The organism is Pantoea graminicola, assembly GCF_048452665.1.
GTDB lineage: Bacteria > Pseudomonadota > Gammaproteobacteria > Enterobacterales > Enterobacteriaceae > Pantoea.
On sequence record NZ_JBLWSJ010000005.1, the window covers coordinates 245,967 to 269,767 of the forward strand.

Sequence of the window (23,801 nt, forward strand, 5' to 3'; positions counted from 1 at the left end):
AATCCGGTTGCGATGACGGATGAATAAAATTATTACTATTTAGTCGCTTATGACTGCACGCCCAAAGAATCGCTAATCATTCTCATATAAGGATATTTTATGAAATCTGAACCTGCCGACGGTGCGTGTCAGACACCGGGATTATTTCGGACGCTGCGGACGTTTCCGGGAACCGTCCACGCCCTGCTCTTTTTCACGTTGGTTATCCGCTTTAGCTATTTTATGGCGTGGCCCTTTATTGCCGTGATCATGACACAGAACTACCACATGTCTCCGATCGCCATTGGTGGCGCGATGACCAGCAGCGCTCTGATCTCGGTGGTGCTCGGCATGTACGGCGGACAGATCTCGGACAGACTTGGCCGACGCGTGATTCTTTTACTCGGCTGTGCCTTTTCGGCCCTCGGCTACATCATTCTCGCGAAGGCGGCAGGAATGGGGCTGTTTATTACCGGCCTGATGGTTATTGGCGTCTCCTTTGCCTGGGTGGATCCGCCACTGCGCGCGCTGATGAGTGATTTACTGGGCGATCGCCGTCGCCGGGCGCTTGCGCTGCAGATGCGTTATTACCTGATCAACGTCGCGGCCGTATTTGGTCCTCTTGTCGGGATAGCCTTCGGGCTGACCTCGCAGAAAGGCACATTCCTGATCACCGGCCTCTCCTACCTGCCTTTTTTCGTTTACGTGCTGCTGTTCATCCCGGCAGGGACATTACTGGCGGGAGAGCAGAAAGAGAGCGAGATAAAGCTCAGGCTGCATCAGGTAACGGGCATTATCATCAGGGACAGGGTATTTATTGCGGCGCTGCTGTGCAGCATTCTGTGTACCGTGGTGTTTATGCATTACGAAGCGGTTCTGCCTCAGTACCTCCTTCTGCTGAACGGCGAGAAGGCCATCAGGCTGATTACCCTGATACTGGTGACCAACGCGTGCACCGTACTGGTGTTTCAGACCTTTATCATGCGGTTTCTGGCGGGCTATGCGCTGCCAAAACGCATTCTGCTGGGTGGCTTGATTTTCGCCATATCACAACTCTGCTTTTTTTCGGTACGTTCTCCGGATGCCTGGATATGGCTCACGGTGACCTGTGTGTTCAGTATGGGTGAGGCGATCCTGATGCCAAATCTGAACATTCTGCTCGACCAGTTGGCGCCGCCAGCGCACCGGGGGGCCTATCTAGGCGCGTCCATGCTGTCTACCCTGGGGATTGCGGCGGGGCCGTTAATCGGTGGCGTGATGCTGGCATGGACCGGTGCCGGAGTATTTATCTGCACGGCGTTGCTGAGCCTTCTGCTCTGCGTCATTATCTTCGTCTGCAGACGCAGAATAGTGGCGCGATTGCAGAATACCCTGTGAGAGGCGTCAGACGTCCGGGATTCGGCCACCGGACCGGTCGTCAGTGGAAGATTCACCGCAACGCTATCGCATCCCCGTTAACCGCATCAGGAAGGTGACGATGCCCTCGTCTGAAGGTCTGTGATGAAATCAGCCACGCTGGAAGAGATCTACCGTTCTGCCAATGCGAAAACGGTCGCGACATGGGCGGAAAAACCCGGGATTGGTAAGGTAAAAGAGGAAAATTATTATGACCCGGTGAAGCTTGCTCTGGCGACGGGTATTCAGCCGCCATTGTCAGCGGCGGTGTCACGGCTGATTACTGCGTTACAACAGTGCATTCAGCACGATCCTCTGGCGGATCTGCTGCCCGCACGAGGCTTTCATTTGACCTTTTTACCGCTGACCTTGCCGCTGTATAAAGAACATGAACCATTGCCGGAGAAAGTGGCGCAACTGGCGGCTATCTGGTCAGACTATGAGGCAAAAAAACTGGTCATCCGGCATCTTCGCCTGGTGGCGCTGCCCGATCAGTTGCTGCTGGCTGGCATCCCCGAAAGCCCGGCCGCTGACCTGCGCCAGACCTTCTGCGAACAGGTGATGCAGTCTGACTGGAAAGCGGAGCTGCTGATGCGCCATGCCGGCCGGGCGCTGCCCGCGCCATTCTGGCACAGTACGATCCTGCGCTACCACGCTGATTTTCTGCCCGACAGCCTGCGCCGCTATTTTCTGGAACATCAGGACCGGGATTATGGCGAAGTCTGCGGCGAGCTGATTCTGGCCAGCGTGAACTATAACTGGACAACCTGTCATCCCCTGTCGCGATGATCCCCGGCGCTATCCGCCCTCCTGTGCGGAGCGCGGGCAGCGTCAGCACAAAGCCTTGCTATGCAGACATGCCGCCATCAATCACCAGTTCCGTGCCGCTGATATAGCGGCTCTCGTCGCAGGCCAGGAACAGCGCCGCTGACGCGACCTCATCGGGCTGACCCAGTCGTTTTGCCGGTATCTGCGCGCTCAGCGCCTCCCTGACGTCGTCGCTTGCCTGATCAAACATCGGCGTGTCGGTCGGGCCGGGGCTAAGGGTATTGACCCGGATGCCGCGCGGGGCCAGCTCATGACTCCAGGTTCGGGCGTAAGATCGCACCGCGGCCTTGCTGGCGGAATAGGTGCCGTAACCCGGATTCGCCATGCTGCCTGCGATCGAACCCACCAGCACGATGGCGCTGCCCTCCCCCATAAGCCGCATCGCACGCTGCACCGCCAGCACCATGGCCCGCACGTTCAGATTAAAGGCTCGGTCAAAGTGCGCCTCCGTCGTTTCATCCAGGCTCGCCGGTTCTGCCACACCCGATGAGCTGACGAGGATGTCGAGACGGCCAGCTCTGGCCTGCAGCGTATCGAACAGCTGCGCAAGATCGTCAGCATGGGTGAGATCGCCGGCGATGGTCTCGATCTGCCCATCGATCGAAGCAACAGCCTCAGCCAGCTGCGTTTCGCGGCGGCCGGTAATAAAGACCCGGGCGCCTTCCAGGGCAAATCGACGGGCAATAGCGAGGCCAATACCGCTGCTGCCGCCGGTAATCAGGGCAACTTTTCCACGTAGTTTCATCAGGGTGACTCCAGACGGATGTTAGACACCTGATGATATATTTTGTATATTTAGTGTCAATTACGCACCTGATGTATACCAGATATCCACGAGGAAACCCTGTGACAACCGACATCACGACGCTGCTGGCCGAAATCAACAGTACCCGCCCTATCCTGGAACAGGTGGCGAACAAATGGTCGGTTCTGATCCTGACCGTGCTGTGCACTCAGCCCGCACGCTTTAACGCGATCAAGCGCAGACTCGATCCGATTACCCATAAGTCTCTGACAGAAGCCCTGCGGCGACTGGAACGTAATGGATTAGTGAGCCGCAGGGTGATTGCCTCATCGCCCGTGGCCGTAGAATATGCGATTACGCCGCTGGGCCAGACTCTGCAGACCCCTTTTGTCGCGCTGGTCGGCTGGGCAAAGCAACATGGAGCGACACTGGAACAGGCGCAGGCGGCCTATGACGCCGAAGGTGAAAACGGAATTGAATAAATTCGCGCGCAGCGGCGCAAAGTTGAGCTCGCCAGGGTCTGAAAAGGCAGATGCCGCGCCGCGCTCTCGCCGCCGGCGGATCCCATTGACGGATGTGTCCCGCGTTTATCAGGGCCGGACCTGATCCCTGCTCTGTTTCGGTCAGGAAAGGCATCAGGCTCCTCTGTCGGGCACAGAGCCACGCGGGGAAGGCGGAAATGACCCCGCCAGCCGTCATTTACTCGCCAGCGGACTGAGGCGGTAAATCAAAAAACTGCCAGGTGCCGTCACGGCGAGCTTTAGCCTGATACATTGCCTTATCCGCATTTTCAAATAACATTTTTGCGGAGGCGGTGCCAGAGCGGGCAAAGCTGATACCAATCGCGGCGCCGATGCGTACCTCCACGTTATTAATGGTAAAGGGCTTTTGCAGGCTACTGTTGATACGCAGGGCGATTGACGCCGCCGCTTCACGGTCCGTGCATCGGGCTGCCACCACAAACTCATCGCCCCCCAGACGTGCCACCGCGTCACCGGGACGCATACAGCGTTGCAGCCGTTTACTGACCTGCTGCAGCAACGCATCCCCTGTCGCGTGCCCCATCAGATCGTTTACCGCCTTAAAGCCGTTGAGATCGATGAACATCACCGTGGTATAGCCCTGTTCATCCCTCCTGGCCAGCATCTGCTCAACCCTGTTGTTGATCCAGGCGCGATTATGCAGTCCGGTCAGCTGGTCCAGCGTTGCCAGCTTTTCAAGATCGCGCAACTTCTCTTTGTCTCGCGAGATGTCGCGGGATACCAGCACGGCACCGATATTTTTGCCCGTTGAGGGATTGGTCACGCCACAGGCTTTAGTACCCACGATCATGTAATGGCCGTCGCGATGCAGTTTGCGCACCTCCACCACATCCGGCAGCACGCCACCGCTGAAGAGCGTAGCCAGCGCTTCCGTAGCGGGCTGACGATCGTCGGGATGCAGTAAATCCACCACCCGGCGACCAATCACCTCTTCTGCGGTCCAGCCGATCATTTCGCAATAGGAGGGGGAGATGGAAACGTACCGGCCCTGCGCATCGCAGTGGGCGATCAGATCGGTGCTGTTTTCGATTAACAGACGATACTCCGCCGCCGTGCGCAGTGCATCCTCCAGTGCTTTGCGCTGTCCGGTCACATCAAGGATAAAGCCACTGTACTGCTGATGAGAGGCGCCAGGCTGCGAATCGGGCAGGCCAGAAACAAGGACACGGCGCGTCCTGCCATCCAGACAGTGAATCGGCACCTCAATGTGAAAAGGGGTCAGACCTTCCAGCGCCGCCGTGAGCTGCAATGCGACCTTTGCATCATCATCGGCCTGCGCCAGCCTCAGCCATGAACTCAGCGTGACACCCCTGAGTTCGGGCATCACGCCGGCAGGACTTTCCTGACTGGCGATACAGACACCCTGTGCGTCTGTAGACCAGACGGCGGTAAAGGAGGGTTTAATCATTGTGTACATGGCGGTCGGCTCCGACGTGACTGACGATATTTAACAAACTGAATACCCGTCGCACAGACCTGATTATAACCTTAAACCCCCAGCTGGCACGGAAGGCGGTACCGGGCGGAAGTTTATTCCTGCGAGATTCTCTGCCCTGAACGATGGCTGCAACTGAAACCTTTCCGGCTGCATTTTCTGAGGTGCCCTTCTCCCTGTGGCTCTGCGCATATATAACAGGATGCAGTGGTAAAGTATTAGCCTGTGTTTATCGGCTGATGAGCCGGAAACCTTTAACCCGGGTATCCGTTATACCGCCCCGCTCGTCCTAACGGTTGTGTGCGTTTTTTACCCCCTCACCAGCCTGACACCTTTTTTATCCGCCTGACGAAATTAAGAGGCATGCAAACAGATGCAGGCTTTATCAGCAGCTGCGGCGGCATTGTTTATTTTTCTTAAGCGATTCGGCGCCGCTGAGAGAACGTCTGGCGTTCTTTCAAAACCCAGCCTCCGACTTTTCGTCCATTAACTGCGCCTGAAATGCAGAGCAAAGTCCCCGCTGGTGCGCCATTAAGTCAAACCCCAGGTCAGATCCTGGAGCAGGCTCAGCCCGCTTTTGTGAGCCAGATTCGATTGCTCAGCAAAATCGCTTCCGCCGCTTGGTGCTTAATCTTTGCTTAAGATTGTTCTTATAACCTCACCGCTGTATTAGCTCATGTTGGGCTTGTCCGGAGTGTTATCCATGCAAAATAAACACACAGCCTCTCTCTCTTTCAGTAAAGTGCCAGCCGTGACCACAGCGTTCTGGCTGACTAAAATCGCGGCGACAACGCTGGGTGAAACCGGTGGTGACGCGGTGACGATGTCGATGAATCTCGGCTATCTGACCGGCACGCTGATTTTCGCCATCATCTTTCTGGTTGCGGTGGCGGTTCAAATCAATCGCCACAGCTTTAACAAATGGATCTACTGGTTCACCGTGGTCGCGACCACTACCGTCGGAACGACACTGGCGGATTTTGCAGACCGTTCGCTGGGGATTGGTTATCTGGGTGGCACCCTGCTGCTGAGCATCCTGCTGGCCCTCTCACTCTTTCTCTGGAAAGTGACCTGCGGAACCGTGGCGGTCAGCTCGGTCAGCAACGGCGTGACTGAGACGTTTTACTGGGTCACTATTATGTTCTCCCAGACGCTGGGCACCGCACTGGGTGACTGGACAGCCGACAGCGAAGGGCTGGGCTACGATGGCGGGATCCTGCTGTTTGTCGGTGCCCTGGCTATCATCTGGGCGGCCAGTTGCTTTACTGCTCTCTCACGCACCGCACTTTTCTGGGCCGCGTTTATTCTGACCCGCCCCCTGGGTGCGGTTGTTGGTGACTTCCTGGATAAACCTTTTGCCGCAGGCGGACTGGCGCTGAGTCGCTACGGTGCCTCGCTGGCCCTGGCGCTGATGATTATCGCCTTCCTGGTTCTGCTGCCTCAGCGTCCCGCAACCCGTCGTGTCACGACAGGCTGACGCGACGACCCGCCTTCATCGCTGTGATCAGAGCCGCCCGCCGTGGCGGCTTTTTTCATCCGCCGTGGCGATACCGCAGAGGAAGTGGAGAACCGCAACGGCAAGGGCCTGATCAGACCGCGATACTTTTCGTTTTCCCTCCGGCGTTCTTACACTACACTGCTCCGCTGACCATCCCACGTTATCCGCAAAACAGGGCGCTCAGGATGTCGGATCGCTGCCCCGGATGATCCTGCAGCCTGCCGGATCGCTCCGCGGCACCCAGGATTGCAGATGAAAACAGACCCGGCCCGCAACAGAGAATGCTTATGTCAGATCCCCGCTTTATCCGTCACGCCTGCTGCCTGTCATTCCAGTGGTGAACCGTCCGCTGTTTGTCACGCTGGATGGTCTCAAAGGCGTCGGGAAAACCACCCTGCTGGAAGCGATCACCCAGGGCCTGAGGGCAGAGAAACGCAAGGTGGTCCGGCTTTGCGAGAGGAAAAGCGATCCTTTCAGATCGGAAACCATGTTGCTTGTGAACCGGCTCGTCAGACAGCCCTCTGCTGAGCTGGAACGGGAAATTTGTGAACGCTTTGCCCGCAGCCGCGCCTGGATTTCACAGCAGGTTCTGACCAGACAGCCAGCCGACAGCATTATCCTGATGGACCGCTGGTATCCCTCAGATGCCGCGTTTCGCCGGATGATCCCATTTGCAGAGATCTTACGGCTCAACAGGGAGCACAACGTGCGTGTGCCGGACCTGCACGTCGGCGTAGTGACCGCCTCTGAGGTGTCGTGGGCAAGAGCCGCAGCACGATCGCGGGGCCTGGGCAGTACGGTGATCCACCGGCTGGAAGAGCACGCGGCTTCTACCCGCGCCTTCGAGCAGGAGATAGCCCGCAACGGCTGGTTGCTGTGCCGCAATGAGGGGAGCCTGAATGAGGCGATGCTGCAGATCATTAAGGCAATCAACGCACTGCGCTGACTTCTCAGGCTGGCATAACGCGCCCCCGTTCCATTGTCAGCTACCTGCCGGAGCAACATGCGTTGAAAGCACCGCCTGCGTCTGCGGGACATGATTCTGCGGAATCGGGTAGGCCCCGCCTGCGGGCATCCATCCCTGCCGCGCACAGCAGCAAAATGAAAAATCTTCACCTGACGTTTCCTTGTCTGAAATCAACGCTGGTCAGATTAGCGCTGGCCCGCATACGCCGCTTTCTCTTATAAATTGGCTTCATTTTTCAGATGAGGCACAGGGAATTGCGCTACGCATCACTACCATTCAACCACAATCAGGTGGGCTGGCCAGCGGGTCAGTACGCCTTTGCACCCCAGCCGATGCTGCGGGGTCGGTTTACAGCCGACTGGCTTATCGTCGGAGCAGGATTTGCCGGTGTGGCGTTTGCGCGCCGCCTGTCGGAAATCAATCCCGATCTGAGGATACTCATCGTCGACGCCTGCAGCCCGCGCGACAGTTCATCGGCCCGTAACTCCGGCTTTGTCATTGGCCTGCCCCATAATATCGGCAGCTCAACGGCCGAATTAAAAAAGGCCAGCGCCTATCGTCATTTGCTGCAGGAGGGCATCCGGCAGCTGGAGCAGGTGATCGCTCAGCATCACATTGAGTGCGACTGGGAAAAGGTGGGTAAATATCACTGTCAGGCCGAACGGGGTAACGACCGTATTCTGCAGGAGTATGCCCGTCAGCTCGATTCAGTGGAGGAGCCCTGGACGCTGGCAGAGGGGGACGCGCTCTATCAGAAACTTGGGACGCGCTTTTACAGTCAGGGCATCTATACGCCGGGCTGCGTACTGGTCAATCCGGCTCAGCTGATTGCCGGCCTGAACCACTGCCTGCCCGAGAACGTACAACGTTTCGATAATACGCCCGTGCTGGGGATGCGCTACGGCAGCGTGGCTGAGGTGCTGACCCCTTATGGCGTGATTACTACTCCCAGAATAATGCTGGCGACTAACGCATTATCGCCAGAGCTGCGACCAGGTCTTTCACGTCAGGCGGCGATGGCGACCTTCGCCAGCCTTACCGATCCGCTGACGGCGGAGCAGCTGGCGTCTCTGCCGCCGATGCAAAGCTGGGGGCTTACGCCGGTCAATGCTATTGCCGGTGCCACCTTCCGCTTTACCCCCGACCGCCGTTTCCTGATCCGTCAGCATGTGATCCCCGCGCTGAAAGGTCAGATAAATGCCGTGCAGACCTGGCAGGCAACTCAGCTGCATCAGCACTTGTTCCATAAAGTCTATCCAACCCTGCGCGAAGTCAGCATCAGCCAGACCTGGTCCGGGACCCTGAGCGTCACGCGCAACGGCGCGCCGGAGTGGGGCCAACTGAACCGGTTTGTCTGTACGGCAGGCGGCTGTAACGGCGCGGGTGTGTCAAAGCAGACGGTCGCAGGCAGCCTGCTGGCTGATTTCATGCTGAAACAGGATAATCCGCACCTGGCAGATATGCTGTCGCTCGGTAAAGCCAGTTTTATGCCCCCCTCACCGTTGCTGGATATCGGGATTGCCCTCTCGCTGCAGAAAGAGCGTTATCTGGGCAGAAAAGAGGTTTAACCGTCAGCGTAATCGGAAAGAAGCGCAGCGATAAACTACTCTACTGACCTGAGTCTCAGCGGACACGTCTCCGGGGCGTGTCTGCTGAACCTGGCATCATCGACCCGCCTGATTCACCGTAACTGCACGCCCTGCTTAACTAACCAGGCCGCCGTTAGCAAAACAATGTGATCAGCATCACACATCAACGATGATAATCGCACTATCTATAGCAAAAAGTTCATTAATGCTTAACAGTATTGGCTCTGAAAAGGCCCCCATGCGGCCCCCGCCCTGTTCGCTGTCTCATCAGGTAAAGGTAATAACGTGCCATTTTATTAATGACGATCCCTGACTTCGTTTATTTGCTCTAACCGGCGCAAAATTCTGATTAATTCTAGCCCGCCCACTCAGAAATTAATTTTTATTTGTTCAGCTCTCTTCAGGGTTATGGAATACCTTCATGCCACGATTCAGAATCACTCAGCCCGCGTTGCACCGCGTGACATTCATTATTTTATTCTCGCTCTATATTTCGGTTTTCCTTAACCTCCCTTTTTACCGCCAGGCCAGTTCACTCATTCCGTTTAACGGCGCGGGTAACCTGCTCTTTTTCCTCTCTATGCCGGTGGTGGCGTTCTGCGTCATTAATATGGTGGTGACGCTCGCCTCCTTTTTGTGGCTCGACAGGATAATCATTGCGCTGTTTGTCATGATTGCCGCCACCGCGCAGTACTTTATTCAGCACTACGGCATCGTCCTCGACCGCTCGATGATCACCAACATGGTGGATACCACGCCCGCTGAAAGCCTGGCGCTGCTGACGCCTCAGATGATCCTGGTGATAGTGGCGAGCGGCGTGTTTGTCGCGGCGCTGGCCTTCTGGCCTGCGTTTAAACAGGCCGTTCCGGTGTGGAAAGGGGTCGTACAGCGCGGCATCAGCCTCACCCTCTCCCTGCTGCTTATTGCCCTGATTGCCCTGGTTTTTTATAAAGATTACGCCTCGCTGATTCGCAATAACCATTCGCTATTAAAATCACTCAGCCCCTCGAATTTTATTGCCGCGTCACTCTCTTACTACAGCCATCGCGAGCGGGCCAACCTTCCGCTGGTGAAAATAGGCGAGGATGCCCGTCAGCAGCCTCAGCGGCTGAACGGCCCGAAAAAGAACCTGACGATCCTGGTGGTGGGTGAAACCTCACGGGCCGCTAATTTCTCTCTGGGCGGTTACGGCCGGGAAACCAATCCATTGCTGGCAAAAGAGGATGTCGTCTATTTTCCGGCGACCTCTTCCTGCGGCACCTCCACCGCCGTCTCCGTTCCCTGCATGTTCTCAAATATGCCGCGCAGCCATTATGACGATGCGCTGGCCAGCCATCAGGAGGGCCTGCTGGACATCCTGCAGCGCGCCGGGCTGAGCGTGTTATGGAATGAGAATGATGGCGGCTGCAAGGGTGCGTGCGCACGGGTGCCGAATCAGGAGATGACCGACCTCAATCTGCCGGAGATGTGCATCAACGGCGAATGCTACGACGACGTGCTTTTTCATGGTCTGGAGGCGTACATCAGCCAGTTGCAGGGCAATGGCATTATCGTGCTGCACACCATTGGCAGCCACGGGCCCACCTACAACCACCGCTATCCCCCGGCGTTCCGCAGATTCACACCCACCTGTGAAACGAAACAGATTCAGGAGTGCTCTCAGGCGCAGCTGATCAACACTTATGACAATACGATCCTCTATGCGGACTACATCGTTGATAAAGCGATAGCGTTACTCAAAGCCCATCAGGCGCGATTTACGACCAGCCTGGTGTATCTGTCAGATCACGGTGAGTCTCTGGGCGAAAACGGTGTTTATCTGCATGGCCTGCCCTACGCCATTGCGCCCGACGTTCAGACCCACGTTCCGCTGCTGATCTGGCTGTCGCCGGACTACCAGCAGCGTTATGGCGTGGACTATCACTGTCTGGGCCAGCATGCCGCGACGCAGAAATATTCCCACGACAATCTCTTTTCCACGCTGCTGGGAATGACGGGCGTGCAGACCCGCGAATATGTCGCCACTGACGACATTCTGGCGAGCTGCAGACGTCAGCCCTGAGCACCGGCCCGGCAGCACAGCCTGCTGCGGGCCGGATGGTTAAAAGCGCAGGTCTGCGGCCCGATTAGAGAAGTGTGACCCTGCCCTGGAAAACGACCGGCCCCGATGGCCCGGCCTGTTTAGAGCCGCCCAGCGGTTCGAGACTGACCGCCAGCACCGTCTGGTTATCCAGCGCCCCGGCGGGCAGTTTAAAGGCATTGCCCTCGCGACGCGCGATCAGCCCCAGCGACCGCGGTGCGGCACTGCCTTTGATCAGCCATAGCTCAAAGTTTTTATCCGCAGGCAGCGTGATGTTGAGGGCAGACACCTCAATCAGCGAAGCGGACTTATCCAGACTCACCACAAACTGCGCATCAGGCCGCGCCCCGCTGAGCACCGCCACCGGCTGCAGAGCAGGGGTAACATCGGGCCTGGTCACGTAACTGACGATCAGAAAGCCCGCCAGCGCCGCCGCCAGCCCCCAGCCGAGCCAGAATCCGGGATGAGCGGATATGCGGGGTGAAGAGGCTGTGGGAGCGGCGCGGCTGAGATCCCGCTCAATCCGCTGCCAGACGCCGGGCGCAGGCGCGACCGCCGGGGTGATGCGATCGAGTCCGCTAAAGGCTTTCTGCCAGTGCAGCACTTCGGCAGCAAAGGCTGCGTCCTCATTAAGCCGTTTATCCAGCGACTGACGGGTGGCGTCATCGGTCAGCCCAAGCACATATTCCGCGGCGACAAGGTCTTCGTTTTCCTGAGCACTCATAGGCCTATGCACTCCCGCAGATGGGTTAACGCGCGACGGATCCAGCTTTTTATGGTGCCTTCCGGCTGGCTCAGGGAGAGGGCAATTTCACTCTGGGACAGGCCACGATAATAGGCGAGCGAAAGCGTCTGGCGCTGCTCTGACGGCAGATGCGCCATACAGTGCTGAAGACGGCGCGCCTCTGCATGTCCGCCATCGGCAGAGAGCAGGGTATGTAAGCCCGCTTCCGCTTCGGTAATCTCCTCCATCGAACAGCACCGGTTATCATGTTTTCGCAGAAAATCGATCGCCCGATTGCGGGCGATGTGACAGAGCCATATCTGCGGTTCGCTGCGCCTGTCGTCGTAATAGGTTGCCGATTGCCAGATCTGAAGGAAGGTGTCGTGGAGGATCTCTTCTGCCCAGTCACGGCGCCGGACCATACGCAGGATAATGCCGAACAGCTTCGGAGAGAGGCTGTGATACAGCTGCGCCAGCGCGGCTTTGTCGCCACAGGCAATCTGATTCATTAACTCAGCCTGAATGTGAGGCACGTTTTTTGTCATCGTCTTCCCTGTTAAAGGTGTAGCCACATCAGTGGCTACACACAGTATAGATGACACCTTTTATGGCATCAGCACGGTATCGATAACGTCAATGACGCCATTACTCTGGTTCACATCATAGGTGGTGATATTGGCAATGTTGCCCTGGGCATCTTTCAGCTGGATGTTGTGCGGGCCGTTTGCCATCACCCACAGCGCGCCACCCTGCACCGTTTTCAGTTCGGCTTTGCCGCCACCCGCTTTGATTTTTTTCTGCAGTGCTTTCATATCCAGTTTCCCGGCCACGACATGATAGGTCAGCACGCTGGTGAGTTTCTGTTTGTTTTCGGGTTTCAGCAGGGAGTCGACGGTGCCCTGCGGCAGTTTTTCGAACGCGGCATTAGTCGGCGCGAAAACGGTAAACGGCCCTTTGCCTTCCAGCGTCGGCACCAGACCCGCCGCTTTAACGGCCGCCACCAGCGTGGTGTGATCTTTGGAGTTAATGGCGTTCTGTACAATATTTTTCGACGGGTACATCGCTGCCCCACCGACCATCACCGTGTCGCTGTCCATGGTCGCTGCATAAGAGGCACCGCTGAAAACTAAAGCAGAAAAAAGCAGAGCTGGCATGAATGGTTTCATTTTCACTTTCCTCATTGAGTTTACGGACAGGGCCGATGTGCCCTTATCTGTTAATACGAATGAGCAGGGAAAACGGATGCAAAAAATTTAAATTTTTTTTCGGCAGGTCGAAATAAAATTTAAGATTATGATTTTTAACAGGTTAAATGGAGCGGCAGCGTACAGAAGAATGCGGAAACGGCCGCGCCATTCGGGTGACTAAATGGCGCGACGTGATATCCGGGTGTACCGCAGGGGGAAATCAGGCGCTGCGGCGCCTGTCTGCGTCAGCCTGCATTGCGTTCAAAATGGCTGTTCACAAAGGCGCGACAGCGAGGGGAGATCGGATCCAGAAAGACCTGTTCCGGTGAGCCGGACTCTTCGATTATGCCCTGATGCAGAAACACCGCTTTGTTCGACACGTCACGCGCAAAACCCATCTCATGCGTCACGATGATCATGGTGCGTCCCTCTTCTGCCAGGCCCCGGATGACCCGCAACACCTCCCCCACCAGTTCCGGATCCAGCGCGGAGGTCGGTTCATCAAACAGTATCGCTTTCGGCTGCTGCGCCAGCGCCCGGGCAATCGCCACACGCTGCTGCTGTCCGCCTGAAAGCTGCGACGGCCAGGCGTCACGCTTTGCATAGAGTCCGACCTTGTGCAGCAGCGCCTCAGCCTCTTCGAGCGCCTCTTTGTGGCTGCGCTTCTGCACATGCACCGGCGCTTCAATGATATTCTGCATTACCGTCTTATGCGGCCACAGGTTAAAGCTCTGAAACACGAAACCGAGCTGCATCCGCATCAGTTTAATGCGACGGCGCTGCTCACGGCTCAGTTTCTCCTCGGCGTTGTCCAGCGTGACGCTGACGTCGCCAACGGCGATCTCGCCCGCCTGGGGCACTTCCAGAAACGGGATGCAGCGTAACAGCGTACTTTTGCCCGACCCGCTTGCCCCGATCAGCGAAATGACGTCGCCATCCTGCGCGGTCAGGCTGATATCATGCAGCACTTCGTGTCCCGCATAACTCTTTCTGAGGTGGCTCAGCATGATGGTAGGTGCGGTCATGAGCGTGCTCCAAAGTAGTAAGGTGATAAGCGTCGTTCCAGCATCGACACCCCTTTACTGACCAGGATGGTCAGCAACAGGTAGATCAGGGCTGCGCTCAGAAACACCTCCAGCGCCCGGAACGTGGACGAGACGATGGAATCGGCAATGCCGGTCATCTCCATCAGGCTGATGGTACTGACCAGTGATGTCGCTTTGATCATGGAGATGATTTCATTGCTGTAGGCGGGTAACGCCTGACGGACAGCAATGGGTAAGGTGATACGGGTGAACATCTTATACGACGACATGCCCGACACTTTCGCGGCCTCCAGCGACTGCTGACTGACGGCGCGCAGCCCGCCGCGCAGGATCTCCGAGGTGTAGGCCGCATCGTTGAGGATCAGCGCCAGCAAGCCGCACCAGTAAGGATCGCGCAGCAGCGGCCAGAAGAGGCTCTCCCGCACCGCCGGTAAGCTGCCCAGGCCGTAATAGACCATGAAAATCTGGATCAGCAGCGGCGTGCCGCGAAACAGCCAGACGTAGAACCGGCAGAACAGGCTGCCGACGCGCGTCATGCGCAGCAGATTCAGCAGCAGCGCCAGCACGCCACCGCCCAGCAGAGAGAGCAGCGCCAGGTTGATTGTCAGCGGCAATCCTTTCAGCAGCGCCAGCAGCGTCTGCTGTAAAAAGATGATATCCATGAGCTCTCCTTATCCCTTTACGCGCTGTTGACCGCGCATCGCAAACTTTTCCACGTAGCGGAAAACCATATCGGAACAGGTCGTGATAATCAGGTAGATCACCGCCCCGACGCTGTAGAAGAAAAAGGACATCTGGGTGGAGTTTGCGGCGGTAGAGACCTGGTTCATGGTTTCCACCAGGCCGGTCACGGAAACCAGCGCCGACTCTTTGATCACCGACTGCCACTGGTTGCCCATGCCCGGCAGCGCGGTGCGTAACGCCTGCGGCACAATAATGCGCCGGAACATCATCAGCCTGCCCATGCCGGTTACGGTGGCCGCCTCCAGCGTGCCGCCCGGAATGGCATAGAAGGCGCCACGAAACACGCCGCTCTGATAGGCCCCCGAAATCAGCCCGATGGCAATCGCCCCGGCCACAAAACCGTTGACATCAAACGGCCCCTGAAAGCCCAGCGCGGTGCCGACGGTGGAGACGACCTGCCGTCCGCCGAAGTAGAAGAGATAGATAACCAGCAGCTCCGGCACGCCGCGAAACAGTGTGATGTAGCCTGCCGCCAGCCGCTGCTGCCAGCGCGAACCGGCAATCTGCATCCAGCAGAGCACGCTGCCCAGCATCGCCCCCAGTAGCCAGGCGCAGAGCGACACGCTGACGGTGACGGCGGCGGCGTTAAGCAGCACGCCGCCCCATCCCTCATCGCCGAAGCCCAGTATCTGCCAGTCAATAGTCATCAGCATCCGGGGTTACGCTTTCGGCGCGACATCTTCGCCGAACCATTTGATCGACAGTTTGCTCAGCGTTCCGTCTTTGATCATCGACTCCAGCGCCTGGTTCAGCGCCTGCTGCAGCTCGCTGTTGCCCTTGCGCAGGCCAATCGCCGAGCCGGCACCCAGCACGCCACCGGTGAAGCCATAGCCGCTGCTGCTGATCGCATCGCTCTGTTTTTTCACAAAGGCGTTGAGGTTGGTGCGCGACGCCATCACCGCATCAACGCGGCCATTCAGCAGATCGGCATAGGTTTCCGGACCCGCCTGATAGGTGCGGATCGTGGCGACATCGCCCAGATATTTCTGCAGGAAATCCGCCTGAATGGTCGCGACCTGCACCGCAATGGTTTTACCTTTGAAGGTGGTTTTCAGATCGTCGATCGCTTTTTTCATTCCGGCTTCGTCATCTGCCGCGACCACCGTGCCGCTGCCCGGCAGGGTCGCCAGTGGGCTTTTTTTCGCGGTCACAAAGCTGGAGACGCTGACGGTGTACTGATGGGTAAAGTCGATCGCTTCAGCGCGTTTTGGCGTTACGGTCACCGCATCGACTACGGCATCATATTTACCGTCGATCAGCCCCGGGATCATACCTGACCACTTCTGCGCGATGATTTCATATTTAAAGCCCGCGCGCTTCGCCAGCTCCGCCACCATATCCGGCTCATAGCCGACGATTTTGCCACTCGGGGTCGTCTGGTTAAACGGAGGATAGGCCGCTTCGGTCGCAAATTTCAGGGTGCCAAAATCTTTCGCCTGGCTGAACGCCGACGTGGCGAGCAGCGCCACGGTCAGTGACGCCGTGAACAGGCGGTTGCGCATCATCATAGAAACCTCATTGTTATAATTAAGAGAGTAAATCAATCGCGAGGCGCGTCAGCGCCTGCGTCCCGGCGGCAATGCTGCGTTCATCCGGCTGATAGTCGGAGTTATGCAGATGGTCATCACGACCCGGCGTGGCAGATCCGATGTGGATCTGGCAGCCGGGTACGCGTTCGGTAAACAGTGAAAAATCTTCTGCTCCAAAGCTGGCACTGGGCTGCCCGACGATCGTCTGATCAAACTGGTGCGACAGGATGGTTTCCAGCGCGTCGATCAGGCGATCGTCATTCATCAGGGGCGGCACGCCACGCTGAAAGTTAACGTCGATGCGCACATTCTGCGCCAGGGCGACGCCTTCACACATCCGTTTGAATGAGGCCTCCATAGCCGCGCGGACCTCGGGCGATTTGGTGCGGATCGTGCCCTGAAACAGGCAGCTGTCGGGAATGATGTTGTGGGTGGTTCCGCCCTGAATATGTCCGATCGTCAGAACGGCGGAGTGCGCGGGGTCGCGTTCACGCGAAATCAGGGTCTGCAGCTGGCTGATAAGGTGGACGGTGGCGATGATCGGATCGGTGCCCATATGCGGCCGGGCCGCGTGGGTCGAGACGCCGTGCACCGTCACATCGAATTCGTCGCTGGAGGCCGTGCTGGACCCGCGCGTCAGGGCAATCTCGCCCGCCGCCAGCTCGGGTTTGTTATGCAGGGTTACGGCCCAGTCGATACCGTCCGCCACGCCATCCGCAATCATGGCGGCCGCGCCGCTGTCCGGCGTCTCTTCCGCGGGCTGGAATATCAGCCGGACGCGGCCTTTAAGCTGCTGGCGGTAGTGCGGCAGGATCGTCGCTACACCCAGCAGGGTCGCCGTGTGAATATCATGCCCGCAGGCGTGCATTTTTCCGGGAAAGCGGCTGGCAAAGGGTAAACCGGTCTGCTCATGAATAGGCAGCGCATCCATATCGGCGCGCAGCAGCAGCGTTTTACCCGGCTCTGCGCCCTCAATATCGACCACAACGCCGCTGCGGCCTACTCCGCTGCGGGGATGAAGCCCCAGCGCCTGCAGGTAGTCTGTGACCAGACCGGCCGTTCGCAGCGTATCAAATCCTAATTCCGGATGGGCGTGAATATCCCGTCGAATCGCGACTAACTGCGGTTCAAGTTCATTAACTCTGGCTTTTAATTCCCCGGCCAGTCGTGCTTTTTCCTGATTCATAGCAGCCCCGGCAATATGAGGTCGGCAGGCTCCGGCCGACCTTCATTTTATTCATCCTGATGGCGGATGTTGATGACCGTTTATTTATTCACAGCACGTTGCAGAAAGCAACGCGGGAAAAGCGGCAATCAATTACTATAAATCAATAAGATAGAATTAATTATTGGAAAGTCGTATGAGATAACAGCGGATCAGCAATAATATTAATAATCCATCTCGCAACATTACTTTCCCTACTTTTACGGCGGGGGCCTTTTATTCCAGCACTGAAAATACGTCAGCGTAATTTACGCTGACGTTATGGCGTTCGCATCCGGAATAAATAATCGAAAATCGCCGGACGAAACAGCGCAACCTGGCCGGGCTTTCAGATAGCGTTATTCCGCCCCGTTCCCGCCAGCGTGAGCACGCGGCTGAGCCTGCAACCAGGCAGCCGCCCTTTCTGTTGCCGCACGGCGTGTGGCGATAAAGGGAGCCATCTGAGCCTGTGCCTGTGCCACCTCCCTTCAGCAGCGGTGCGGGGGGAACCGCTGCTGAAGGGAGGTTCAGGATCATATTCCATCTGCAACTGCACCGCTCTGGCGGTGTTTTCACCGGCGATTTCCGCCACCAGCGTCAGCGCAAAATCGATGCCAGAGGTGACGCCCGCGCCGGTGATGCGGTTGCGGTCTCGCACCACGCGCTGGCTTACCGGGTCCGCCCCCAGCAGGGCCAGCTGATCGAGGGAACCCCAGTGGCAGGTGGCACGGTAGCCCTGCAGCAGCCCGGCCGCGCCCAGCACCAGCGATCCGGTACAGACGGACGTAACCCACTGCGCCTGTTCCGCCTGCTGCCGCAGAAAATCCAGCGTGACGGCATCTGACATCAGAGCGATCTGCCCTGGTCCGCCCGGCACACAGATCACATCCAGTGGCGGACAATCCGCAAACGTCACGGTCGGCACGATCGACAGGCCGCGATCGGAACGCACCGGATGACGATCTTTCCAGATCAGGAAGCATTCGACGCCCGGCGTGCGCGCGAACACCTCCCAGGGGCCGGTCAGATCGAGCTGGGTGACATCAGGAAACAGCAACAGGCCTATTTTCAGTGCAGGGTTCATGTGGATACTCCGGGAAACAGTGGCCCCCATCATGCCCGGATGGCTGTTCAGATAGCAATGCGCAGGCCGCGGCGGATTTCTGTAGCGGCGCAGCACATCCTCGCCCGCGCGTTACAACAGCGCCTCTGCGTTTGTCCCGGCCTGTCGGGTAAAAAAACGGGTCAGGCTGTCCGCCAGTTTTTCGGGTTGCTCATCCGGTATAAAGTGGCCGCAGTCAGTTATCGTTTCACCATAAACCTGCTGTGCAACAGCACGTAAGGGTGCCGCCATATCAGGAATCGAACCGCGATCGGCACTTACCGCCAGCAGCGGCAGGGACAGTTTACCCTGCTGCGCACGCAGGCGATTCTGCTGTGCGGACTGCTCAAACGCCCGATAGAACGCAAGCCCGGCCCGCAGTGCGCCTGGCTGCTGAAAGACACGCAGATATTCCCGGCGGGCCGCCGGATCGATGCGATGCGGGCTGGCGGCTTTCTGGTTGAAAAACCAGTCGAGATAGAGGCCTTCTCTGCCCGCGATCAGGGCTTCCGGCAGGTCCTGCACAAAGTGAAACGCAAAGTGCCAGATTTTCCGGGCGCTCTCCCCTGTCAGCGGCAGCGTCTCCGGAAGCGTGACGCCGGGGATGCCCCCGTCCAGCAGCGCCACCCGGCTGACCTTTCCGCGGTACCGGGCTGCCAGTGACCACGCCACCCAGGCACCGACATCATGACCGGCCAGCGAGAAACGTTCCACGCCGAGCTGTTGCAGCAGCTCGACGATCCGCCCGGCCACCGTGTCCGTGTCGTAACCGTCGAAGGGGAAATCTGAATCTCCCTGACCGGGCAGATCGGGGGCGATAACGTTGAAACGGCGGGCCAGCAGAGGGATCACATCCCGCCAGGCATAGCTGCTCTGTGGAAATCCGGCCAGCAGAACCACGGTTTCCGGGTGATCACCGCCTGCATGCAGATAGTGCAGACGCTGTGAGCCGACAGTGACAAAGTGATGCTGAAACGCGGGATGCGACGACATAGAACCTCCGGATATTAAGGAAACGATCATTTCCTTTATTGGTAAAAAAATTAATCGAGCAGCTTCATCGCCAGTGGAATCACGCTGGCGTCCGGGCGGGTCGCTGCAACTTTACCTGCGACCCTCATCCCCAGCACGACGCAGAGCAGCAGAGAGGCCGCCGGTGCACTGTCGAGCGAGGGATTAACCGAGCCATCCTGCTGCCCCTGAAGGATAAGCTGCTGCAGGTTCTGATAATTACGCATCAGCGCCGCCCCGACCGCGCCCGCCAGCTCTTCATCCAGCGTCTGCAGCTCCACCGCGCTGACCGCCACCAGACAACCGCGCTCGCCTTCTATGTCGCGCACGGAATCCACATAGAACGCCAGCAGCTCTGCCAGTTTTGCCCGGCCGTTTTCACACTGCGCCAGCCGCTGCGACAGGCTGCTGTTACGCATGGAGAGATAGCGGGCAAAAACGTCTGCAAACAGCGTGCGCTTGTCGGTAAAGGCTTTGTAGATGCTGCCCGTGGTAAGCTGCATCGCCTGGCTCAGATCCCCGATCGAGGTGGCGTGATACCCTTTCTGACGAAACAGCAGCATCGCACGATCGAGCACCTCATCGGCATCAAAGGCGCGTGGCCGCCCCCGATCCTTGTAGCGGTTATCGTTCATCGCGGGCACCTTTAGGAAACGATCATTTCCCTGAACATAAACCGAATCCTCTGCGGTGTGAAGCTTTTTTATCCTGCCCGGTGAAAGCCGGGGTTTCGGGATCGGGCGGAGCGGACTAGCGCGGGATGAAAGGCGGCCCGAATCTGACCAGGGAACCGGGCCGCCCCGCCGAAAGCGCGGAAGGGAGGCGTCAGGCCACGCCGAGAAAACGCAGCAGCGCCGTCATCATTGCGGCCCCCAGAATAATTAAGATCAGAGGTGCCCGCCGCCAGGCCAGCAGCAGCGCAAAACCCACACCCGCGACCCGCGCCACACCGGCAAAATGCTGGCCTTCGAACAGCGTGGTGGTTGCGGCGACGGCCAGCAGCAGTATCGTGGCCGCGTCAGAGAGCATCTGCTGCGTGCGCTCACTGATGGGCAGCCGGTTACCCAGCCGGACACCCGCAAAGCGCATCAGATAGGTTCCGGCGGCCAGCAGGGCGATGCCGGCGATGATCAATCCCTGGTGCGTCATTTGCGCGATCTCCATGTCAGCAGGCCCAGTAACGAAAACAGTACCGGCATGCCCGCCGGAACCAGGGGCGTCGCCAGCAGGGAGAGGAGTACGCCGACGGTGGCGGGTAGCCGGGTGCGACGCTGGCGCAGCGCCGGGAAGATCAGGGCGATCAGGATGGCCGGGAAGACGGCATCCAGGCCAATCAGCGAGACATCCGGAATGAACTGCCCTATTGCCGCGCCGGTCATCACGCTGACCGGCCAGATCAGGCCAATCCCGATCCCGCACAGCCAGTAGGCGCTGCGGCGCTGGGCCAGCTGAGGCTGAGAGATGCCAAACACCACGCTTTCATCGTTCATGATGTGACAGCCAAACCAGCCCGACGGCCCCCTGCCCACCAGATCCTTTACCGCAATGCCAAACGGCAGGTGGCGCGCATTGACCAGCAGTCCGGCCGCGGCGGCGGTAAAGGGACTGCCCCCGCCCGCCACGATGCCGATAAACAGGAACTCCGACGCGCCCGCCAGCACCAGCGTTGACAAGGCCAGCGGCACCCAGAGGGGGAAACCGTCGGCGGAGGCCAGCGAACCATAAGAAAGGCCCACGATCCCGTCCGCCAGGCAGACCAGAAAAATCGCTTTTATCACCCCTTTATCCAGCAACTGCTTCTGCGGAAAAATCATCATCCCCTCTCATAATGAACGTATATTCCGATATAATGAACAGCCAGACATCGTTTTACAAGATGAACGTAACGTTCGATATAAAAAACATTCAGGTTATCAGGAGTGCGTTTGAATACCCCTATCAGCATTATTGCCAATGCCCTCGTGCGGGAACGTCAGCGATCAGGGCTGTCACTGGCTGAGGTGGCGCGCCGCGCCGGCATTGCCAAATCCACGCTTTCCCAGCTGGAGGCAGGAAATGGCAATCCGGGCATTGAAACCCTGTGGTCGCTCTGCGTGACGCTGAATATCCCGTTTTCGCGGCTGCTGGAGCCGGATGCCCGCCGTCTGCAGGTGATCCGGCGCGGGGAAGGACTGACGGTGACGGCCGACCTGGCGGATTATCAGGCCGTTCTGCTGGCCTCCTGCCCGCCCGGTGCGCGGCGTGACATCTATCTGCTGGAGGTTCAGCCCGGCAGCGAGCGCGTTTCACAGCCCCATATTCCCAATACCATCGAGCACATCATTATCGCCAGAGGGCGTGCGCGGGTGGGACCGGTCGACAGTGCGGTCGATCTGGACGTAGGAGATTACATCACCTATCCGGGCGATGAGCTGCATATGTTCCGGGCGCTGGAACCCGATACGCTGGCGCTGCTGGTGATTGAACACACCTGATTAGCCTCCGGCGCGTTTCGCCTCTGTCTGCGCGGGGGTGAGGTGATGGATGAGCTGCACCTCGCTGCTCAGGCAGATAGCCGGATAGTGTTCGCGCATCCCCGCCAGGAGCCACGCATCCGGCCATTCCGCCGCTTTTCCCAGCCGCGCAGCCACCTCACTTAAACGCAGAGTCTCAACGTGCGTCACCCACACAGTGACCGCGTCGGCTGCATCCTGCCGATTTTCCAGTCTCAGCAGGCCAGGGACGATCACCCCCTCCTGCCAGCGTATCGTTGAGGTTTTTTCGCCGCGCCGGACGGCCGGTATCAGGCGCGGAACGAGTGTAAGCCGCTGCATCTTTTCTCCTGCTCATCTGTGGTTATCCGGACAACTAAACACAATTACGGGTTGAAAACAAAATCCTTAATGTTATGTTATAACATAATAATTAACGTGCATTGTAAGGTAACGCTATGACCCTCTCCTCAGTCACTCCCCTCGATCCCCGCCTGCCGGTGGCGGTGCTCTCCGGCTTTCTTGGCGCAGGCAAAACCACCCTGCTTAACCATATCCTGAACAACCGCGAAGGACGGCGGATCGCGGTCATCGTCAATGATATGTCTGAGATCAATATCGATGCGGCGCTGGTGCGCAACGGCGGCGCAGAACTCTCCCGTACCGATGAAAAACTGGTCGAGATGAGCAACGGCTGCATCTGCTGCACGCTGCGTGAAGATCTGCTGCTGGAGGTGAAACGTCTGGCGCAGGCTGGTCGGTTCGACCACCTGGTGATCGAATCCACCGGCATTTCCGAACCCCTGCCGGTGGCGGAAACGTTCACCTTTGAGGATGAAGATGGGGAAAGCCTCTCCGCTTATGCCCGGCTGGACAGCATGATCACGGTCGTGGATGGCCTCAACTTCCTGCGGGATTACCGCTCGGTCGACGATCTTCAGTCGCGTGGTGAATCGCTGGGCGAACAGGATGAGCGCTCCGTGGTGGATCTGCTGGTGGATCAGATTGAATTCTGCGATCTGCTGGTGCTCAACAAAACAGATCTGCTGAGCCAGGCGGAACGCCATGAACTGCAGGGCATGCTGCACGCGCTTAACCCGCACGCCCGTATTGTGGAGAGCGAATTCGGCCAGGTGCCGCTGGACGCACTCCTGAATACCGGCCGGTTCGACTTTGATCGGGCGGCTCAGGCACCCGGCTGGCTACAGACGCTGCGCGGAGAGCATCAGCCGGAATCGGAGGAGTATGGCATCCGGAGTTTTGTCTATCGCGCCCGCCGGCCGTTTCATCCGCAGCGTTTCTGGCAGGTGGTGAACCACGAACTCGACGGGATCATCCGTTCCAAAGGCTACTTCTGGCTGGCCAGCCGCCCCGACTATGCCGGACTCTGGTCGCAGGCGGGCGCAGTGGCGCGTCAGGGATATGCCGGCCGCTGGTGGGTCAGCGTTCCGCGCGCCGACTGGCCGCAGGATGCGGAGTCCCTTAACTTCATCGCCGGACAGTGGCAGGAAGGCACCGGCGATGCGCGTCAGGAGCTGGTCTTTATCGGTATCGAAATGGATGAGCTGCGCATCCGTGCGGCGCTGGATCGCGCGCTGCTGACGGAGCAGGAGATGGCGGCCGGCCCGGAACAGTGGGTCACGCTGGCGGACCCGGTTCCCGCCTGGTTTGACGAGGTAACGGCCTGACGCACCGGTTGACGGCATGGCCGGGCTCCGCAATAGT

At 58.3% G+C, this 23,801-nt stretch carries 24 protein-coding genes and 1 pseudogene; 9 read left to right on the top strand and 16 right to left on the bottom strand.

Translation table 11 applies throughout. The features are described 5' to 3' along the window. Positions 1-99: 99 nt before the first annotated feature. A complete protein-coding gene (locus tag ACNY69_RS14015) occupies positions 100-1,356 on the top strand; it encodes an MFS transporter (RefSeq protein ID WP_293772543.1) in 1,257 nt (418 codons plus the stop codon). A 123-nt stretch (positions 1,357-1,479) separates the two neighbouring features. Further along, the gene (locus tag ACNY69_RS14020; protein WP_418798869.1) at positions 1,480-2,163 is read left to right on the top strand and encodes a hypothetical protein; all 684 of its coding nucleotides are present in this window, start codon (positions 1,480-1,482) and stop codon (positions 2,161-2,163) included. A gap of 58 nt (positions 2,164-2,221) precedes the next feature. Here ACNY69_RS14020 and ACNY69_RS14025 read toward each other — a convergent pair whose 3' ends face one another. Beyond that, positions 2,222-2,950, bottom strand: a complete 729-nt coding sequence (locus tag ACNY69_RS14025) for an SDR family NAD(P)-dependent oxidoreductase (RefSeq protein ID WP_418798998.1) — start codon at positions 2,948-2,950, stop codon at positions 2,222-2,224. A 98-nt stretch (positions 2,951-3,048) separates the two neighbouring features. On the opposite strand from ACNY69_RS14025, the gene ACNY69_RS14030 reads away from it, so the two are divergent. Next, positions 3,049-3,429 (top strand): winged helix-turn-helix transcriptional regulator, encoded by a 381-nt coding sequence (locus tag ACNY69_RS14030; protein ID WP_293772547.1) that lies wholly within the window; start codon positions 3,049-3,051, stop codon positions 3,427-3,429. Positions 3,430-3,646: 217 nt separating this feature from the next. Here ACNY69_RS14030 and ACNY69_RS14035 read toward each other — a convergent pair whose 3' ends face one another. After that, positions 3,647-4,906 carry a diguanylate cyclase domain-containing protein gene (locus ACNY69_RS14035; protein WP_418798871.1) on the bottom strand — a complete coding sequence of 420 codons (1,260 nt, stop codon included), beginning with the start codon at positions 4,904-4,906 and terminating at the stop codon, positions 3,647-3,649. Positions 4,907-5,627: 721 nt separating this feature from the next. On the opposite strand from ACNY69_RS14035, the gene ACNY69_RS14040 reads away from it, so the two are divergent. From ACNY69_RS14040 to eptA, 4 genes are all read left to right on the top strand, one after another. Continuing rightward, on the top strand, positions 5,628-6,401 hold the full coding sequence (locus ACNY69_RS14040) for a COG4705 family protein (RefSeq protein ID WP_111138946.1): 774 nt from the start codon (positions 5,628-5,630) through the stop codon (positions 6,399-6,401). Between the two features lie 358 nt (positions 6,402-6,759). Next, positions 6,760-7,368 carry a dTMP kinase gene (locus ACNY69_RS14045; protein WP_418798999.1) on the top strand — a complete coding sequence of 203 codons (609 nt, stop codon included), beginning with the start codon at positions 6,760-6,762 and terminating at the stop codon, positions 7,366-7,368. A gap of 275 nt (positions 7,369-7,643) precedes the next feature. Continuing rightward, on the top strand, positions 7,644-8,957 hold the full coding sequence (locus tag ACNY69_RS14050; RefSeq protein ID WP_418798873.1) for an NAD(P)/FAD-dependent oxidoreductase: 1,314 nt from the start codon (positions 7,644-7,646) through the stop codon (positions 8,955-8,957). Positions 8,958-9,399: 442 nt separating this feature from the next. Further along, entirely contained in the window at positions 9,400-11,040 is a 1,641-nt protein-coding gene (eptA, locus tag ACNY69_RS14055) for a phosphoethanolamine transferase EptA (RefSeq protein WP_293772554.1), read from the top strand. Positions 11,041-11,104: 64 nt separating this feature from the next. On the opposite strand, the gene ACNY69_RS14060 is transcribed toward eptA, so the two are convergent. The 13 genes and pseudogenes from ACNY69_RS14060 to ACNY69_RS14120 form a co-directional block, all read right to left on the bottom strand. Then, positions 11,105-11,782 (bottom strand): anti-sigma factor, encoded by a 678-nt coding sequence (locus ACNY69_RS14060; protein WP_418798875.1) that lies wholly within the window; start codon positions 11,780-11,782, stop codon positions 11,105-11,107. Beyond that, positions 11,779-12,327, bottom strand: a complete 549-nt coding sequence (locus ACNY69_RS14065; protein ID WP_111138943.1) for a sigma-70 family RNA polymerase sigma factor — start codon at positions 12,325-12,327, stop codon at positions 11,779-11,781. Before ACNY69_RS14065 ends, ACNY69_RS14060 begins: the two co-directional genes overlap by 4 nt. Positions 12,328-12,387: 60 nt before the next feature. Then, positions 12,388-12,948, bottom strand: coding sequence for a fasciclin domain-containing protein (locus ACNY69_RS14070; RefSeq protein WP_199559976.1), 561 nt, complete (start codon positions 12,946-12,948; stop codon positions 12,388-12,390). A 266-nt stretch (positions 12,949-13,214) separates the two neighbouring features. Then, positions 13,215-13,994: an ATP-binding cassette domain-containing protein gene (locus ACNY69_RS14075; protein ID WP_111138941.1), complete on the bottom strand. Its 780-nt coding sequence runs from the start codon at positions 13,992-13,994 to the stop codon at positions 13,215-13,217. Beyond that, positions 13,991-14,677 carry an ABC transporter permease gene (locus ACNY69_RS14080; RefSeq protein ID WP_111138940.1) on the bottom strand — a complete coding sequence of 229 codons (687 nt, stop codon included), beginning with the start codon at positions 14,675-14,677 and terminating at the stop codon, positions 13,991-13,993. Before ACNY69_RS14080 ends, ACNY69_RS14075 begins: the two co-directional genes overlap by 4 nt. A 9-nt stretch (positions 14,678-14,686) precedes the next feature. After that, complete coding sequence (locus tag ACNY69_RS14085) at positions 14,687-15,412, bottom strand: ABC transporter permease (protein ID WP_199559975.1); 726 nt, start codon at positions 15,410-15,412, stop codon at positions 14,687-14,689. A 6-nt stretch (positions 15,413-15,418) separates the two neighbouring features. Beyond that, positions 15,419-16,267, bottom strand: a complete 849-nt coding sequence (locus ACNY69_RS14090; RefSeq protein ID WP_199559974.1) for a transporter substrate-binding domain-containing protein — start codon at positions 16,265-16,267, stop codon at positions 15,419-15,421. Positions 16,268-16,286: 19 nt separating this feature from the next. Beyond that, positions 16,287-17,474 (bottom strand): M20 metallopeptidase family protein, encoded by a 1,188-nt coding sequence (locus ACNY69_RS14095; RefSeq protein WP_111138939.1) that lies wholly within the window; start codon positions 17,472-17,474, stop codon positions 16,287-16,289. Positions 17,475-17,851: 377 nt separating this feature from the next. Next, a pseudogene (locus tag ACNY69_RS14100) lies at positions 17,852-18,576 on the bottom strand (DJ-1/PfpI family protein). A gap of 111 nt (positions 18,577-18,687) precedes the next feature. Then, the gene (locus ACNY69_RS14105) at positions 18,688-19,587 is read right to left on the bottom strand and encodes an alpha/beta fold hydrolase (RefSeq protein WP_418798880.1); all 900 of its coding nucleotides are present in this window, start codon (positions 19,585-19,587) and stop codon (positions 18,688-18,690) included. A gap of 50 nt (positions 19,588-19,637) precedes the next feature. Continuing rightward, positions 19,638-20,240 carry a TetR/AcrR family transcriptional regulator gene (locus tag ACNY69_RS14110; protein ID WP_111138936.1) on the bottom strand — a complete coding sequence of 201 codons (603 nt, stop codon included), beginning with the start codon at positions 20,238-20,240 and terminating at the stop codon, positions 19,638-19,640. Between the two features lie 190 nt (positions 20,241-20,430). Further along, entirely contained in the window at positions 20,431-20,754 is a 324-nt protein-coding gene (locus tag ACNY69_RS14115; RefSeq protein WP_418799001.1) for an AzlD domain-containing protein, read from the bottom strand. Beyond that, positions 20,751-21,419 (bottom strand): AzlC family ABC transporter permease, encoded by a 669-nt coding sequence (locus tag ACNY69_RS14120; protein ID WP_418799002.1) that lies wholly within the window; start codon positions 21,417-21,419, stop codon positions 20,751-20,753. The genes ACNY69_RS14115 and ACNY69_RS14120 overlap by 4 nt, the downstream gene beginning before the upstream one ends. Positions 21,420-21,530: 111 nt before the next feature. Here ACNY69_RS14120 and ACNY69_RS14125 point away from each other — a divergent pair, with 111 nt between their 5' ends. Continuing rightward, complete coding sequence (locus ACNY69_RS14125; RefSeq protein WP_111138934.1) at positions 21,531-22,079, top strand: helix-turn-helix domain-containing protein; 549 nt, start codon at positions 21,531-21,533, stop codon at positions 22,077-22,079. On the opposite strand, the gene ACNY69_RS14130 is transcribed toward ACNY69_RS14125, so the two are convergent. Continuing rightward, positions 22,080-22,418 (bottom strand): ASCH domain-containing protein, encoded by a 339-nt coding sequence (locus ACNY69_RS14130; RefSeq protein WP_418798883.1) that lies wholly within the window; start codon positions 22,416-22,418, stop codon positions 22,080-22,082. It lies immediately after the preceding gene. Between the two features lie 116 nt (positions 22,419-22,534). On the opposite strand from ACNY69_RS14130, the gene zigA reads away from it, so the two are divergent. After that, a complete protein-coding gene (gene zigA / locus ACNY69_RS14135) occupies positions 22,535-23,764 on the top strand; it encodes a zinc metallochaperone GTPase ZigA (protein WP_111138932.1) in 1,230 nt (409 codons plus the stop codon). The last annotated feature ends 37 nt before the right edge of the window (positions 23,765-23,801 follow it).

Excerpts from the sequence above, each read along its gene's own strand:
- ACNY69_RS14110 (WP_111138936.1), bottom strand. The coding sequence starts at position 20,240 with ATGAACGATAACCGCTACAAGGATCGGGGGCGGCCACGCGCCTTTGAT.
- ACNY69_RS14035 (WP_418798871.1), bottom strand. The coding sequence starts at position 4,906 with ATGTACACAATGATTAAACCCTCCTTTACCGCCGTCTGGTCTACAGAC.
- ACNY69_RS14015 (WP_293772543.1), top strand. The coding sequence starts at position 100 with ATGAAATCTGAACCTGCCGACGGTGCGTGTCAGACACCGGGATTATTT.
- ACNY69_RS14065 (WP_111138943.1), bottom strand. The coding sequence starts at position 12,327 with ATGACAAAAAACGTGCCTCACATTCAGGCTGAGTTAATGAATCAGATT.
- ACNY69_RS14085 (WP_199559975.1), bottom strand. The coding sequence starts at position 15,412 with ATGCTGATGACTATTGACTGGCAGATACTGGGCTTCGGCGATGAGGGA.
- ACNY69_RS14040 (WP_111138946.1), top strand. The coding sequence starts at position 5,628 with ATGCAAAATAAACACACAGCCTCTCTCTCTTTCAGTAAAGTGCCAGCC.
- ACNY69_RS14070 (WP_199559976.1), bottom strand. The coding sequence starts at position 12,948 with ATGAAACCATTCATGCCAGCTCTGCTTTTTTCTGCTTTAGTTTTCAGC.
- ACNY69_RS14130 (WP_418798883.1), bottom strand. The coding sequence starts at position 22,418 with ATGCAGCGGCTTACACTCGTTCCGCGCCTGATACCGGCCGTCCGGCGC.
- ACNY69_RS14105 (WP_418798880.1), bottom strand. The coding sequence starts at position 19,587 with ATGTCGTCGCATCCCGCGTTTCAGCATCACTTTGTCACTGTCGGCTCA.
- eptA (WP_293772554.1), top strand. The coding sequence starts at position 9,400 with ATGCCACGATTCAGAATCACTCAGCCCGCGTTGCACCGCGTGACATTC.
- ACNY69_RS14120 (WP_418799002.1), bottom strand. The coding sequence starts at position 21,419 with ATGATTTTTCCGCAGAAGCAGTTGCTGGATAAAGGGGTGATAAAAGCG.
- ACNY69_RS14095 (WP_111138939.1), bottom strand. The coding sequence starts at position 17,474 with ATGAATCAGGAAAAAGCACGACTGGCCGGGGAATTAAAAGCCAGAGTT.
- ACNY69_RS14115 (WP_418799001.1), bottom strand. The coding sequence starts at position 20,754 with ATGACGCACCAGGGATTGATCATCGCCGGCATCGCCCTGCTGGCCGCC.
- ACNY69_RS14090 (WP_199559974.1), bottom strand. The coding sequence starts at position 16,267 with ATGATGATGCGCAACCGCCTGTTCACGGCGTCACTGACCGTGGCGCTG.
- ACNY69_RS14075 (WP_111138941.1), bottom strand. The coding sequence starts at position 13,994 with ATGACCGCACCTACCATCATGCTGAGCCACCTCAGAAAGAGTTATGCG.
- ACNY69_RS14080 (WP_111138940.1), bottom strand. The coding sequence starts at position 14,677 with ATGGATATCATCTTTTTACAGCAGACGCTGCTGGCGCTGCTGAAAGGA.
- zigA (WP_111138932.1), top strand. The coding sequence starts at position 22,535 with ATGACCCTCTCCTCAGTCACTCCCCTCGATCCCCGCCTGCCGGTGGCG.
- ACNY69_RS14060 (WP_418798875.1), bottom strand. The coding sequence starts at position 11,782 with ATGAGTGCTCAGGAAAACGAAGACCTTGTCGCCGCGGAATATGTGCTT.
- ACNY69_RS14020 (WP_418798869.1), top strand. The coding sequence starts at position 1,480 with ATGAAATCAGCCACGCTGGAAGAGATCTACCGTTCTGCCAATGCGAAA.